Consider the following 15,799-nt stretch of genomic DNA (forward strand, 5'->3'; position numbering starts at 1 on the left):
TCTGGAAAGAAACGCCTCTAACATCTTTCGTAGTGCTCGGATCATGATTTGACCGAGCTGGTTCCTTTAGTGATCATGACTTCCAGGTTCTTCACATTACCGTTGAAGACCAGGTCGATATGGCACATATTGCTTTTCTCATCAATAATGAAGCTCATATCGTCTCCGTCCTGAATGATCGAGTTAACAGATCCTCTGCTGCTCAGCCACTTGCTCTTCTGACTGCTCGGATTGTTACTGAAGAAACGGACGATATTCTCGTGTTTGAAGTCCCCTGTCTGGTAGCGCAAAATACGTTCAATATACGTGCTGACCAGCGTCTTGTAGATGGAGTCAAAACCGTCCTCGGACATCGCCATGCTTCTCGCCTTGTAGACGGTAATCCGGCGGATATCCTTATCCTGGATCTGTGCATTCTCCGACGAGAATACAAAGCCGAAGTTTTTACGGTTGATGGCATCCTTGATCGTGTTAGTGAAACCGGTGATCTCCTTGGCCATCGTCGTTACCGTGCGCAGACTGTTGTCTCCTGCTTCGATGTCGAAGCGTACGCCAGGGAAGTTCTTATTGACCGTTTTGAACGTCTCACGCAGGTATTCAGGACACTGATAGGAAGCAACCAAGCCGGCGGCAACGTAGGCTGCACCTACATAAACGCCCTCGATCCACAGCTTGAGAATATCCTCTTTCTCCTTAGAGAGCTGTACACCATCTTCGGTCTGTAGCATTTTGCTGTCGATAATGACACCCGATTTGTCCTTCGGAATAATCGTAAAGTTCGGTACACAAGGAATTGCAAATTCGCTATATTCTCTGCGAACGAGACTGGCGCATTTATCGACATATTTATCGATGCCTGCTGTTGCCATACTGTTGAAAGTCGTTTCTTCACCGGATTCAAAATTAAAGAACATTTGAATTTTGTAATCCTTCACGACTTGCAGCAACATCGAGAGCGATTCCATAGAATTTCCGCCCTGCTTAACGACCTTCTCGTTGCCCTTGAAGCGTTCACGTGAAACCTTTACCTTACCGGCTGCTTCCAGCTCGACGGATGGAACGATACCGAACCAGATCGTGTCGCTGAATTCATTCTTAGCATTCACAGTGTTCAGGTACGTTTCCAGGCGCGGAATATTGCTACTTTTTACCAGCATGTCCAGCTTGTTGTTCGCCACCAGCATTGTCGGCAGCATGCCTTTGCTCTTCGTTGCATATTGATCGAAGAACATTTTGACACCGAGAATTTTTTCCACAAGCGGCTTAACCGCCTTTACGAAATCGTCCTTGGCATTTTTATAGAACTCCAGATACGTGTTGTAGTTCTGAACCTCAACTGCTGTATCCACCTTGGTCTGAACAGCTGGCAGTGGCACAAACGTGCGAACTACCAAATCCTTCACATAATCAGAAGGCGTATCTGTGATAGAGTTATAATCTTCTTCGAATACTTGAGAGAGATCGCCAGTGCTGTTCTCATCCAACAACATCAGCTCAGTGCTGTCGCTCTTCGGCGCTTCAATAATTTTCAGTTCGCCGCTTTCCCCAATGGAGAGCATGCCCACCTGGATCAGTTCACCGGAGTTTTCCTCTTGCGCGCCACCGAGCAGAAGGCGGGTTTTGATGTCCTCAATTGCCAGTGGAAGCATAGCCATAACGTTGTTGTAGTTTTGACTCGCTTCCTCGAACATGCCATTCAGCTTGTCCCCCATGTCGAGTTTCTTCGGGTCACCATCATCCAGCTTGTCGTATTCACCGTACATATAGTGAATTTCTTTGCGGACTTGGCGAATATCATCCATGACCTTTTTCGGTGAAATCATATCCAGCAGATTTTCAAATTTGAAATCTACATTAGTGATTCCTTGACTCCGCTTGGTATCGATGAGCGTAAACAACATTTTCAGAAAGTCATTACTTTGATTTACACGAATTTCAGAAATGCTATCCTCATCAATTCCTTCTGGCTTTTTAAGGGTGTAGACGACTTTTTGATTGGCCGCGTTAAAAAACGAATACACGGTCGGCGAAAACTTATCCAAAAATTCGTCAAAGCTGCGCACCAGAAGGTGCTGATTAATTTCCTTGATCTTCTCATCGCTCAAGCTGTCAATACCCTTCACATCACCTACTATGGTGATCAGGTCCAGCTTTTCCGGGTTAATCTCTTCAAAAAGCATTGTCCGGTTGGTTTGATAAATGATTTCCATCGCTGTCGGCAAATGAATAAAGTATGAGTTATAGGTCCATTGCTCCATATACGGACACGGGATGTCCAATTTGAAACGGACGAATACTCATTTTTAGTTCTTTTGCCTCCTCCCCCCTACTTAACATTTAAATTCGTCAAAGGATTGAGCTTATACCACATTTACGGTACAGGCATGTAACCTCGAAAATCGGTCCGAAGCGTTATTCGGCTTTTAACGACAAAGGATGCAAATGAGATGTATTTCTAGAATTACAAAGTCAGATAACACAGAAATTTTAAATTTATGATTTCGTATTCCTAACTTCAATCCCAATTTTTGCCGTTGATACGAGAGCTATCATACAAAGCACCCTTCAGTTTTGTCAATTTCTGTAGTCTCAGATTGAAACAGGGCATTTTGACTCATTTTATGCGTGAATACGTAATTTTCATGATATGTTAGACCTGTTTCTTCAGGGAAATATTCACAAATGGAACTTAATTACCGATAGAAGTCCATTGGATATTTCTGATAAGCGTAAAAGAATCAAATTCATGGCTAATGTGAGGGTTATCAGCTGTTTTGATCCTTTATCCCTTATATCCCAAGGATTAGGAGAGTTGATCCCCCCATGTTGGCCTCGGCGATGGAGGAGCTTATGTTCAGAATAAGGAAACTAGGGATTATCATTTTCATGACTTTTGTACTATTTTTACAAATGGGCTTAAACGGGGTCATTTGCACTGTAAATCAGGCTAATGCAGCATCTTTAGGCGCTGTCCCGATCGAGGGTTATGATGCCGTTTTTGTATTGGATACCAGTTATTCCATGAGGGATACCGATCCTGAGGGCATTGCCGCGGAAGTCATCAATATGTTTATGGATTTGAGTGATGCAGACCGCACACGCGTCGGATTCGTTGCCTACAATCATCACGTGGTCGCCTCGAAACCACTCACTTCGATTGCCGTGGCAGCGCAAAAATCCCAGATCCAGCAGGAAATCAGAACACTTAACCGTTCCGGTTATACGGATTTGGGACTTGGGTTGCGCAAAGGCTCGGAGCTTCTAGCGGCAGGAGCATCCCGAGGGCGTCAGCCTTTTATGATTCTGTTGTCCGATGGAGAGACTGATTTTGGTGCCTCCTCTGGTTTCCGATCCAAAGGCGACTCCAATAACGATGTATCCTCTGTCATCAAATCTGCACAGACCAAGGGATATCCAGTGTATACGATTGGTCTGAACCATGATGGCACAGTGAACCGACAAGAACTCGAACGGATCGCTTCTCAAACGGGTGGAGCTTCTTTTATTACGAGTAGTGCCGAGGATCTGCCGGAAATTCTGAACCGTATTTTCGCCAGTCAAATTCGTTCCAAGCTCGTTCCAATTGCTGCAATTACGACCACTGGCGAGATGCAGGAATTAACTGTAACTCTACCTGATTCCAGTATGGAGGAAGCTAATCTGGTGCTTTTGTCGGAGCATCCCCTTCTGGAAACACAGCTATATTCCAATTCAGAAAATGTCCGCAGGTACAAGTCGAGCCGATATGCGATTTTAAAAACCGAGCATCCACAGGCAGGTAAAGTGAAGTTGAAACTACGGGGCATACGCGGAGATTTGGTGAAAATCAATTTACTTGGCAGCTACCGACTGGAAGCCGAAGCAACCATGGGAGGAAAGCAAGCATCGGCCACTCATGGCGACAAGCCTGTGCAGTTGCTGAAAGGTCAAGCCACACCGTTTCAAGCTCAGCTCCTGTTACCCGACAGTCAAAAGCTTACGGATGAAGCCGTATATACGTCTCTCCAAGCCCATATTATTGTTACTCCAAAGGGGGGCACAGCCAAAAAGGTGCCTATGACCTATAAGTCAGGAACCTTCCATACCGAATATGCGTTCCCTCAAACCGGGGATTATACATGGCAGCTATCTCTGGATAGTCCGCAATGGTACCGTAAGGGAACTGTACATAAAGTTCACGCGGCCAATGCAGCGCCACAGGTCTTAAAAGACCTGACGATTCACCTGGTGAAAGAAGACGGTGATTCCCATCGAAGTGTATCGGATTTTATTGTTGACCCGAATCATGACAAGCTGAACTATAAGTTGGATTCAGAAGCCTCTGGGGATGCGATCCATGCTGAGATTAACGGTAATGATCTGCTGCTGTCCGAGCTCCACACAGGTGACTCTCAGCTAAAGATTACTGCTACCGATCCGGAAGGAGCATCCAGCAGCGCTACACTAACCGTTTCCGTACAATCTCGGTATACAGCCATTAAATGGACAGTAGCCATCAGTATCGTGGTAGCCGCTCTACTGTATTGGTTCTTGCGGCCGAAGCCGCAGTTTGCCGGAAGAATCGAAGGATATTTTCTCGCTACAGCAAGTGGACATGAGATTCCCGTAAAATCCTGGCCGCTCACCTCCTTTCCGGGTCGTAAGGTCAGCTTGCAGGAGTTGTTCCGTACGCTTGACGTTCACGAACCGTTGCCAGAAGCAGAACGGATCCTATTTTCCGCAGGTAAAAAAGGGAGCCTGATCGTGAAACATGATACACGCTGTGCCTTACAGCATGGAAAAATCAGATTAGCCCGCAACAAAAAAGCGGTCATGGAGTACAGTGACAAACTGTACATTACATTCGAGGATGGTGTCACTGAAATCGAGCTGCGATACAAAGCGATTAAACCGAATACTTCAGTGTACACCGACCATATCCAGGCTCCGACAGGATAATGTCCGCCACAACGTAAAAAAAAGAGAAGCACCGTCTCTTACGATTAACGAACCGTAAGAGTAGGGCGCTTCCCTTTTTTTATCCAATATTCCGCACGTAGTGCGGCTTTAAACCATCGAAGTGAGCGGCAGCGCTTGTTAGCCTGTACCTCCAGACCACGCCGAATGACATACGGCAGCAGAGAAAGTCCCGCATTTTCAATCTGAATCCGCTCAGCATGATCTGCAAATAATCGGCCTGGCACATCTGGTGGAGGTGTTCCTTTTCGGCAATAATACAGCGTGGCAGCCAAACTATAGATATCAGATACAGGCCCCTGCTGCGAACGATTAGAGTAAAATTCCAGCGGGGAATAGCCCGCCGTGGTGAAGATCGGATGCTCTTTGCCTTCAAAATGCACAGCCGAACCAAAATCAATCAGCTTGACGTTGCCATTTTCCCCAATCATAATGTTGCCCGGCTTAATATCCCGATGAATAATTCCTTTATCATGAATGTACTCCATGGCATCAATTAAAGGTAGCAGCGTATGGTACAAAAAAGTGGGGTCATACGTTGGCGCAGCCTCTTCTTTCATCATTCGATCCAGTGTCTTGCCTGCACAGTATTCCATGACCAGATAGGCAGTTCCATTTTCCTCAAAGTGATCTATATAACCGACAATTCCCGGGTGACTTAACTCCTTCAACATTTGCCCTTCACGCAAAAAATAATGCATAAACTCCACGTATTTGGATTGCATAGAAGCACCGCAAGTGACCGTTTTTCGATCCATCCCCCGCAAAGCCAGTGCATTCGGAAAAAATTCCTTCACAATGACCTTTTCTCGGTTATCCAACAGCCTTGCCGTATACACGATGGCCAGCTCACTGCGGGACAAGGCGCTTCGAATTTGATATGTATTTCGCAGCTTCGTATTGCGGGCAAGCAGATTCCCGCTTGTATCCACGATCATGACTCGTCCTCCTGTCAGGTTCTTAGCTTATGTCTTTTGTATATATCGGCTTATTACACATCTTTTCATTATACCGTAAAATAGATTATTGGAAAAACAAATAACCTGCCATAATCTCCCACAGAGAAATGATGACAGGTCTTTTGGCATTCATCTGGTTCTTTTTTCTCAAATCGTTTATCCCAGTTTCGTTCCGGGCTTCATGCTGCGCACACTGTTCGTATTTTTCTTCCGTTCACTGCGCAGTTTGCCTTTACCTTGTTCCGGAGTGCGAATGGTGAGGGCAATCAGGAACGATACGACACACAGCACCGCAATCGTGGTAAAGGTCGGGATGAATCCGCCGAGCAAGGCTGCGATAAATGATCCCGCCAGCGCACCGAGGCCAAAGCCTTGATACACAATACCATAGTTTTTGCTTTGATTTTTCAGACCGAAGAAATCAGCTACGATGGCAGGAAAGACTGTAATGTTGCCGCCGAAGCAAAAAGCAATTCCTGCTACACAGGCAAAGAACAAACCATAATTCAGCGGTAATAGACTCAGCACTGTAACTGCAACCGCCGTTGTTAATAGAGCACCCGCTACTACTTTCAGACGACCTACTTTATCCGATAGCGCACCTAAAATGATCCGACCCGCCGTGTTGAAAATGGCGACCATAGCGACCGCATTAGCGGCTGTTGCTACATCCAGACCGGCCATCCGTACGCCGATATCTTTGACGACTCCAATCAGGTATAGACCACTCATACAAGCGGTAAAGAACATGACGAACAGCAGGTATGCCTGCTTGGTGCGCAACATTTCTTTAACGGTGTAGTCCCGCTGTACGACCCCATTTTGTACCGAAGGCTTGTTCACGACTACAGCTTCTTTTACCAGGAAAGAACCACCCACAATCATGATCAGCACGATCATTCCCCAATATAAGAACGCTTGCGATACACCAACGGACTGAATCAACGAACCATTAATATACTTGAATATAAGACTGCCTGTTCCATATGCCCCAACCGAAATACCGGAAATAAGTCCTTTTTTCTCAGGAAACCATTTAATCAGATTAGAAAGTGATGTAATATATGCCGTTCCATCCGCAAAACCTACGACAATACCCGCCAAAATATATAGCAGGGATAACGAAGTTACCTGTGAACTGAGCATGAGCCCTGCTCCTAACACGACACCTGCACACAAAATCAAACGACGTAGTCCCCATTTATCCTGTAGTTTGCCTGCGAATAAGGTAGCAAACGCCAGTGCAAAACTGGTAATTGAAAATGTAATGGCAACCGAACTGAGGTTCCAGCCAAAGCGGTCCACCAACGGTTGATTAAATAAACTCCATGTGTAAATGGTTCCTAATCCCATTTGTACAATTATTGTTCCAAGTACGACAAGCCAACGATTTCCGCTGTTTGTTTTCATTTCAATCTCCTCTTTTCATTCCGGCTCTACAGCGTCAATTTGTGATTATGATAACCGGGAATCCAGTATACATTGCGCCTGAGGAGGAGCAAGTCTGTAAGGATTCTCTCTACACGGGTTATTATAACCCTGCATGTCAGCCAGAAATCGTTTGAGGAATGAAATGCACATATAGCGGAATGAAATGCCTTTAAAGTCGCATAATTTGCCGAAATTCTTTGGCCTTGCTACGGCTTACTGGAATTTCAGCCTCTAGTCCACGCAAACGCAGGAGATACGTATGATTAAACCAAGGTACAATTTCACGGATCTGCGACAGATTAACTGTGTACGATCGGTGACAGCGGAAAAAGTCCTGCTGCGGCAACCGGCTATGAAATTCTGAAATGCTCATCGGCATCGTATATTCTTCGTGCCTAGTAAAGACACGGGTCACCTTTTCCTGCGCACACGCATAGTAAATATCGTTCGCATCCGTTACGATGATTTTGTCATTTTTCAGCAGATTAATACGACCTGGCGCAGCAACGGTGCTGGCTTCAGCAGCTCGGGGTTGCGCCGTCTGGACAGGCTCCTGTATTGGAACGTTCTGCTGCTCATAAGCATTTTCCAGCTTACGTAGCATAGATGCGATCCTTTTTTCATCATATGGTTTGAGGATGTAGTCGAACGCCTCCAGTTCAAAAGCCTGCGCCGCATGTTCTTTATAGGCGGTCGTAAAAATAATATAGGGCTTTTTGGCAAATTTGCTAATGTTCTGTGCCAGTAGCATCCCGTCCAATGAAGGAATGTTAATGTCCAGAAAGATCGCGTCCGTCTCCTGATCTTGCAGAAACCGAAACACATCTAGCCCATCCTCGAAACTATCGGTCACCTCAATGTTGCTATGAGTCTGAATAAGATACTCCAGCTCTTCACGTGCCGGAAGTTCGTCTTCTACAATTATGGCCTTCATGACTTCTCCTTTGGTATGTCAAAATAAACTTCGGTGCCCGGCTCATGCTTTAGAATAATAACTCCTTCGCCGTACATAAGCTTGAGCCGTCTGTGCACATTGTACAAGCCGATCTGTTTAGCCGGAACCCGATCATGATACAGGTTATCCACAACATCATCGCGTATACCTACCCCGGTATCTGCCACAGAAATACGCACCTTTTCTCCACGATCCTTTACAGAAATAGTTACTGTACCTGATCCTTTTTTCTTGAGAATTCCGTGATTAATCGCATTCTCAACCAGGGGCTGGATAATAAGACTTGGAATACGCACAGACACCTCATCCATTACATACTCTACCTGAAGCCGGTTGCCGAAGCGTGCTTTTTCAATTTCCACGTAATCAGACACCTGCTGAAGCTCCTTATGAATTTCAATCAAATCATCATTCAGCTCCAAATTATAGCGCAGATAGCCCGATAAATTAATGATTAGCTCTCGGGCCTTATCCGGCTTGGTGCGTGTCGTAGAGGCAATGGCGTTCAGCGCGTTAAACAGAAAATGGGGATTAATTTTCGTTTGGAGTGCCTTTAACTCAGCTTTATTCGCCGCTTCCTTAATTTGCTCCACACGCGACACTTCCATTAACGTGGAAATGATTTGAGACAAGCCAATCGCCATCGTCTGCAACGGATACGTGATTTTATAAGCTTTGCGATAATAAATCTTCAACGTTCCGGTTACTTCTCCCCGCTCTTCTAACGGAATAATGAGCAGAGACTGGATTTGGGGTGTTTTATCGTCTGCAATATGGTTGCGAATCGTGATTTTACCGCTGCGGATCGTCGATTTAGTCACATCGCTAATGATCTCATCTCCGATGTGATAACGCTCTTCGCCAAAACCGACATAGGCCAGCACATCTCTGGTATCCGTGATCGCCACCGCGTCTGCCTTAATATCTTCTTTTATGATCGAACAAATGGTATGCAAGGATTCCGCATTAATGGAGCGAAAATAAGGCAGCGTCTTGTTGGCAATATCCAGTGCCAGCTTGGCCTGTCTGGCCGCGATATTCTCCTTTTCCCCTTCCACACTCTGGATCAACAGAACGATTAAACCGATACTGACTTCTCCAATAATCATCGGTAGGCCGATCTTGGAAACGATGTCCACTCCAAGGCTATGGGGTTGTGCCATCACCATAATGAGCAGCATCGTCAACGCTTCGCAGACCATACCTGCGGCGATACCGACCAGCCATCTCTTGGAACGGTTGACCCGACGACCGATATATCCTGACACCACACCTGCCAAGATACTCGTAATCAGACACGGAATCGAGGTCACTCCCCCGATATCAATTAGATAACGATGGATACCCGATACAATACCTGTAACGATCCCAACCCAGGGTCCAAACAAAATACCGCCCGCCATAATTGCAATGATTCGAACGTTAACAAGCGAACCTTCGACTTCAATCCCGGTGTAGGTGCCAAACAGCGCAAACGTGCAAAAAATCAATGTTAGTATGGCCAGTTCTGCCGGAGAATGGCTGTTCTTTTGCAAGGTTTCCTTAAAACGTGGGATACGTGTAATAAAAAATAAACAAATCAGTAACAACGCTGCGCGCTCAAAGAGCTGCATCAGCATTTCCAACAAGGCGTTCATCTGCGTTCCTCCCAAATAAAACGGATACGCCTTCTTAGGCTATGTTATCGTGTACGTCGTTCATACACACCATACCCGAGTATCATCAAGCCACATACGAATAAAATAATAACAAATATATTGTCAACAAAACTCGGCATATCAGGTTCTGACATAGATATACCTGAACTATTCAATTTAACAGGGACAGAATTCGCAGCCCATTGAATGACGGATATAAAGCGCTCCATCGTATATATCACTCCACTACCCAATAGGCTTAACACGCCGATTAACAAATATTTAAACTCCATAGAATTTCTCCCCCCTTAGTTATAAAGCATTTAAACTGCCACAAATTATACCATCAACTTCCATCTAATTATAGCTTCGAGAAATCGCCTCTTCTTCATTTCCCTTCTTCAAACGCAATAAAAAACCGGAGAGTACCGCTTGATAGCGATAATCCCCGGATCTCTAATCCGATAATGAAGCATTTCGGTTATTTGCTTTTGCTGATTTCGGTAGGACTGTTGTACTCCTTCTGATCATGTACCAGTTCTTTTAATTGGATAATCAACGCCTCCAGCTCACTAAACCCGGTCACCATATTGGAGGTTATATTTCGTTGTTCCTCTACTCCAGCCAAAATTTGTTCTGACGCTGCACTCGCTTGTTCCGTTACACTTGAAAATTCCGTCATCTCTTGAACAACCTGAGATGAGTACTGCTGCATGCTATTCGTACTGTTTTCCACATCCACGGCCTGCTGCAGCACTTTATTGGCGTTTTGCAGGATGTCTTCCAGTACAATTTCGGTCGAATGTGCCGATTCCATACTTTGCTGTAACCTTTGCTGTCCCATGCCAAATTGGCTTACGACGGAATCCATCTGTGCTCTCAGCTGGGTCAAAATAGCTTCCATCGCTACCGAGGTGTTCCCTACCATTTCAGCCAAATTACGCACTTCTCCAGCTACGATGGCAAACCCTTTTCCGTGCTCTCCCGCTCTGGCGGCCTCAATGGATGCATTCAAGGACAGCAAATTAGTTTGTTTCGAGATTTGAGTAATATCTTTAAGCATGGCAGACATGTTATCACTTTGTACTCTAAACTCGTCCAGTTCTTCTTTGGTACGACTCATGACCTGACCCAAATCCTTAATTTGAGACGTTAATGCAAGCAGTTGACTGCTCCCTCTGTCCCCGGCATTTTTCGTATCTTCGGAAAGCTGCTTCAGTTCTCGGGAATGATCAGCTACCTCTCGCACGTGCTGGTCAGATTGGGCCAAGTTATCCGTAACCTCGGTGATATTCGAAGCTTGCAGTTCTACCCCTTTGGCAACCTCCTGAAACCCGATAGCGACTTCATTTGTCACGCTGCCCGTCGCATCTACTTGATTCCTGAATCGTTCTGTAAAGCTATGCAATCCAGCCACTGCTTGTCTAACTTGCTCAAAAAGAAATTCAATTCGTTGCCTTGTAGCTTCGATATCTTTATTTTGCTCTTCACTTTTCTTAAACTGCTTTTGATTTAACACCGACACCACTAACAGTAGCAAACCAATGAGTAAAACAATAATAAACTCATGCACATAACGCAAAGAACCGGTAGCCGGGGGAATTGCGGGCGTACCGATTGTTATTTGCACAAAAATATTACAGAGATTTAAGGACATAGCTACCAGAAAATATCGGTAAGATGGATACAGCAAAAACAAAGAGCAGATTAATATGGTGGTCACTACCTCGACGCTAGATAAGTTCAAAAATATACACATTAATACGCTAAAAAACGTAGTAATCCACGGAATAAGGCGGATTCCTTTCTTTTTCACATTCAGGATCGTTAAAACTGCCGCGACTACAAATCCTACACCATTAGATACCCACATCGAGGGATTAGATAATGCCGGGACGATGCCGCTCAAGGCCATAATCCAAAAAATAATGATCACCAATTTGTTTCTTTGCCACAACAATTCACTCGTTCTGTCCATGATTGTGTACGCGCTCCTTAGAATATATATTAGGTATTTATAAAATAAAAATGTAAATACCATACTTTATATATCGTCATATCAGAACACGTAGTGAATGAAAATCATGCAAACACTCCACATTCCCTTTAATCGTCAAATTACAACAGGACAACTCTTAAAGGGAAAGAGTATGTAATTGTAAATAAATGAATGCAAAGAATCGCCCCCCTGACAGGGAGCGATTTTGAATTCATTTTTGATGATCTTTGCAATTGGAAAAGGTTCATGTACCACTGATAATATTAGGATTCCTTGTTTTCAGAAGCCTCTTCAGCGCCTTCGGTTGCCGCTGCATCACCTTCCACAGCAGCATTCTCTACTTCAACTGCACGTGGAACGATAATAGAAGCAAGCAGTTCTTCTTCAGGGACGTGCAGTGTTACTCCTTTAGGGAGTTTCAAGTCGCTAGCGCTCAGCTTGTCGCCAACATCCAGCGCGGATACATCCACCTCAATGGTAGATGGCAAATCAGCCGGAAGACCTTCGACCTCAACTTCCGTTTCCTGAACTTGCAGAATACCGCCTGTTTTTGTACCTGCAGGTGTACCCTGATAATCAATAGAAACACGCACGCGAAGCGGTTTGTTTTTGGAGATTTTCAGAAAGTCGGCATGCAACCATTGGTTATCACGCTGTTGATAATCTTTAATAATAACTGGAATGGTTTCTCCACCCTCTACTGTGAGGTTAAACACCTCTGAACGTCCGGTTTTGACTACTTTATTAAATTCCTTGGCATCGACATGTACAGGGGTTCCTTCAAGCTCAGAGCCGTAAACCACAGCTGGAATCCGTCCTTTTAACCTCAATCCACGAATGGCCGAACCCTTCTTCTCTGTTCTCGGCTGGGCGGTCAGTTGAATACTTCCTCCATTAGAACTCATGATATACAACCTCCTTCAGGTTACCTTACAAATGATTTTCCTCCAAGAATCTTGCCTGTTTACCAGTCGTACTACAGGATGTAAGCCAGCTAGCTGGCAAAACTAAACAAGTCCATAATTCTATTTTACCCCTTTTTTCTGAAACTGACACACGTTTGCATAAAAAAATAGCATTTCTCGAAATGATCGAAAAATGCTATTTTTGTGTATATACGCAACCAAGCACGCAAGTCTAACCGGCCCGATTATCATTTACCAGTAACAAATATTCTTCTCTGCCACTATGGATCAGTACCTGCATCACAGACTGGTTCTGGTCTATATCAATATATCGATCTGCCTCAACATCCTTGGCATCCCAGTGATTAAGCCGGACAATGTAGCCAATTCGCTGTATATCAGGAGCCACCTGAATACGCGCTATTGCACGACCGTCATCCAAATCCCGAAATTCGACATGTCCGTCGCGATGCCCAGTTCCCCATACCCATACGTTCCAGCCAGTGTATTGCCGATCCGTACGCTCGTAGATCAGTTCAATCGTACGAAATGGAGCGACTTCATTATCGTTTCCAAGCTGCACATCTGTCAAAGCCATGGCTGTACCTGCAATTTCTTGATCTGTTCCCTCATCCGAGTCTTCCAATTCGTTCTCCGCCTGACGATTAGCCTGATCTTGTTCAGTCAAAAAGGAGACTCGTGCAGGTTCTTCCTGATCATATAACACCATCATTGACCAGCGCGATACAGTTACACGATGGCCTACGACTTCATACCGTGTCTCATTACCAGCCCCGTGTGCGTCCACGACCACATGCCAACGATCCGATTCCGCAGGCAATACTATCGTCTGCTCCGTATCCGAGCCGTTATAAATCACCACAATATGATTCCAGGCATCGCCGTTAGCATGGTGCCTCAAAGCAAAGGCCACCACATGCCCACTGCTTTGCAGCACTTCCATGTGCTGCTCCACCAGCTCACGTTGGTCCATTCGGAATGCTGGGTGGCTGCGTCGCAAAGCAATTAAGCCTTGGTAGTAATCAAACACGGGGCGAAACCTCGCCTTGTTATCCCAATGAATGGCATTGACCACATCTGAGCTCCGGTAACTATTGTGGTCTCCATATTTGGAGCGCAACAGTTCATCCCCTGCATGAATAAAAGGAATACCTTGAGATGTGAGTACCATGCCGTTGGCCAACAGGGACTTGCGCACGGTTTCGTCCTCTAGCAGGTTATTTTCATCAAGTTCCTCATACGGATCTGCTTCGGCAACAGCATGTTCAGGTGTCCTCCCATCCTGTGGCTTCCCCTGCTCCCATTGTGGAAAACGACAGTGCTCCCGCAAATGTCTTACCGTCAAAATTTTATCCCACAGATTGAGATTATCGTGGGCAGTTACATAATTGACGGTCTCCGATGGCTGAGCTGTGAAATCATGAATAGCCCCAAAAGCACCTTTGAGCACCTGCTCCTCCTGATGTTCTGCCCCCGTGGCAAACCCGCTTCCAGTACCGTCGCTATCCCCCTTAATAGCAGAACGGTAGTTGTCGTTAAAAACAGCAAAGCCTTTGTCCCGTTGTGTTCCTTTTAGCGTAAGCAAGGGTTGTGGAGATTCTCCTCCCGTCCAAGGCTCACCATAGATCAGCAGATCGGAACGCACTTCAGAGCGAAGTTCTTGCGTAAGCTGCACCACGGTTGGTGTATCAATCAGAGCCATCAGATCAAATCGAAAGCCGTCTATATGATATTCCTCTGCCCAATAGCGTAGTGAATCCTTGATATACTTGCGCACCATCGGACGTTCGGTTGCCACCTCATTGCCTACACCTGATCCATTGGTGAGCTGCCCTTGTTCATCCGTGCGGTAATAGTATCCAGGTACAACAGGCTCAAATGGCCCCTGTTCCACCGAATACGTATGGTTGTATACAACGTCCATAATGACACCGATGCCGGCAGAATGCAAAGACTTTACCAGCAGTTTCAGCTCTCGTATACGTGCCTCCGGATCAGCCGGATTGGAAGAATAAGACCCCTCCGGCACATTATAATGCTGGGGATCATAGCCCCAGTTATATTCAGTATCTAATTCCGCAAAGTCATTCACCGTATGAAAATCAGCTACTGGAAGCAAATGAACATGTGTAATGCCCAGTTCCAGCAGATGATCCAGCCCGATACTGTTCCCCTCAGGATCCTTCAATCCCGTATACGTAAAGGCCTCAAACCGTCCCTGAGCAGCAGATAAGTCTTTTTTCCCTGTATTAAAATGGGTATCCATCGAAAAATCACGCACATGAACCTCATAGAGAATGGCATCCGTCGGCCGCTTAAGGGTAGGCCCCGCATCCAATTCCCATCCATCCGGGTTGGTTTGAGCCAAATCAATGATCGCTGTACGTTGCCCGTTGGCTGATACCGCTGTGGCATATGGATCGGCAGCATAATGAACAGTGTTGTCCGCCCACTCCAGCCTGTACATGTAATAATATTTGTTCCAGTCACCTTCCAGCTCTATAGACCATACCCCTTGATCATCACGGATCATGAGAAATTCCTGACCCCCGCCGTGCTCCTGAACGTTCCCCTCCTGATCGTACGCCCCCGCATCGCTATACAACGCTATATGGACCTGCTTCGCAGTCGGGGCCCATACCTTGAACTTGGTGCCCGCAGGCGTATAAGTAAGACCCAAATCATAGCCTTCATATATGGGATATTTTGTGTGCTCAAGCTCCTTAAGCTGATTGAAATCTGACATTTCTGTTCACCACCCATTTCTGTACATCGGCTTACAGCCTCTGTTCATCCATCATTTATGATGTTTATGACTTGTCAATATACCTTAGGATTTTATAAAATCTTCACCTAATAGGCTATCAAAATAAGACAAGCTTGAAAAGCTGGATGATTTAAACAAGGATGACGCTTCCATTTCAACACACACTCCA

The 15,799-nt window shown here is 45.5% G+C and carries 10 protein-coding genes; 1 reads left to right on the forward strand and 9 read right to left on the reverse strand.

Annotation, left to right across the window (positions count from 1 at the left end):
* Positions 1-41: 41 nt before the first annotated feature.
* The gene (locus MKY75_RS18270; RefSeq protein ID WP_023989860.1) at positions 42-2,210 is read right to left on the reverse strand and encodes a hypothetical protein; all 2,169 of its coding nucleotides are present in this window, start codon (positions 2,208-2,210) and stop codon (positions 42-44) included.
* 640 nt (positions 2,211-2,850) lie between these two features.
* Between MKY75_RS18270 and MKY75_RS18275 the strand changes: the two genes are divergently transcribed.
* Positions 2,851-4,938, forward strand: coding sequence for a vWA domain-containing protein (locus MKY75_RS18275; protein ID WP_340886186.1), 2,088 nt, complete (start codon positions 2,851-2,853; stop codon positions 4,936-4,938).
* Between the two features lie 44 nt (positions 4,939-4,982).
* Here the strand turns inward: MKY75_RS18275 and MKY75_RS18280 are convergent, their stop codons facing one another.
* The 8 genes from MKY75_RS18280 to pulA all read right to left on the reverse strand — a co-directional run bounded on the left by MKY75_RS18280 (position 4,983) and on the right by pulA (position 15,609).
* Positions 4,983-5,894, reverse strand: a complete 912-nt coding sequence (locus MKY75_RS18280; RefSeq protein WP_029515684.1) for a serine/threonine protein kinase — start codon at positions 5,892-5,894, stop codon at positions 4,983-4,985.
* A gap of 177 nt (positions 5,895-6,071) precedes the next feature.
* The gene (locus tag MKY75_RS18285) at positions 6,072-7,325 is read right to left on the reverse strand and encodes an L-lactate MFS transporter (protein ID WP_029515685.1); all 1,254 of its coding nucleotides are present in this window, start codon (positions 7,323-7,325) and stop codon (positions 6,072-6,074) included.
* Between the two features lie 190 nt (positions 7,326-7,515).
* Positions 7,516-8,280 (reverse strand): LytR/AlgR family response regulator transcription factor, encoded by a 765-nt coding sequence (locus MKY75_RS18290; RefSeq protein ID WP_029515686.1) that lies wholly within the window; start codon positions 8,278-8,280, stop codon positions 7,516-7,518.
* Positions 8,277-9,938, reverse strand: a complete 1,662-nt coding sequence (locus tag MKY75_RS18295) for a sensor histidine kinase (protein WP_340886187.1) — start codon at positions 9,936-9,938, stop codon at positions 8,277-8,279. Before MKY75_RS18295 ends, MKY75_RS18290 begins: the two co-directional genes overlap by 4 nt.
* A 44-nt stretch (positions 9,939-9,982) precedes the next feature.
* Entirely contained in the window at positions 9,983-10,231 is a 249-nt protein-coding gene (locus tag MKY75_RS18300; protein ID WP_165149643.1) for a hypothetical protein, read from the reverse strand.
* A 188-nt stretch (positions 10,232-10,419) separates the two neighbouring features.
* Positions 10,420-11,916, reverse strand: coding sequence for a methyl-accepting chemotaxis protein (locus MKY75_RS18305; protein WP_340886189.1), 1,497 nt, complete (start codon positions 11,914-11,916; stop codon positions 10,420-10,422).
* Positions 11,917-12,200: 284 nt separating this feature from the next.
* Entirely contained in the window at positions 12,201-12,842 is a 642-nt protein-coding gene (locus tag MKY75_RS18310) for a 50S ribosomal protein L25 (RefSeq protein WP_029515690.1), read from the reverse strand.
* Positions 12,843-13,074: 232 nt separating this feature from the next.
* Complete coding sequence (gene pulA / locus MKY75_RS18315) at positions 13,075-15,609, reverse strand: type I pullulanase (protein ID WP_340886190.1); 2,535 nt, start codon at positions 15,607-15,609, stop codon at positions 13,075-13,077.
* Between the last annotated feature and the right edge of the window lie 190 nt (positions 15,610-15,799).

Source organism: Paenibacillus sp. FSL L8-0663, from assembly GCF_038008125.1.
GTDB lineage: Bacteria > Bacillota > Bacilli > Paenibacillales > Paenibacillaceae > Paenibacillus > Paenibacillus polymyxa_D.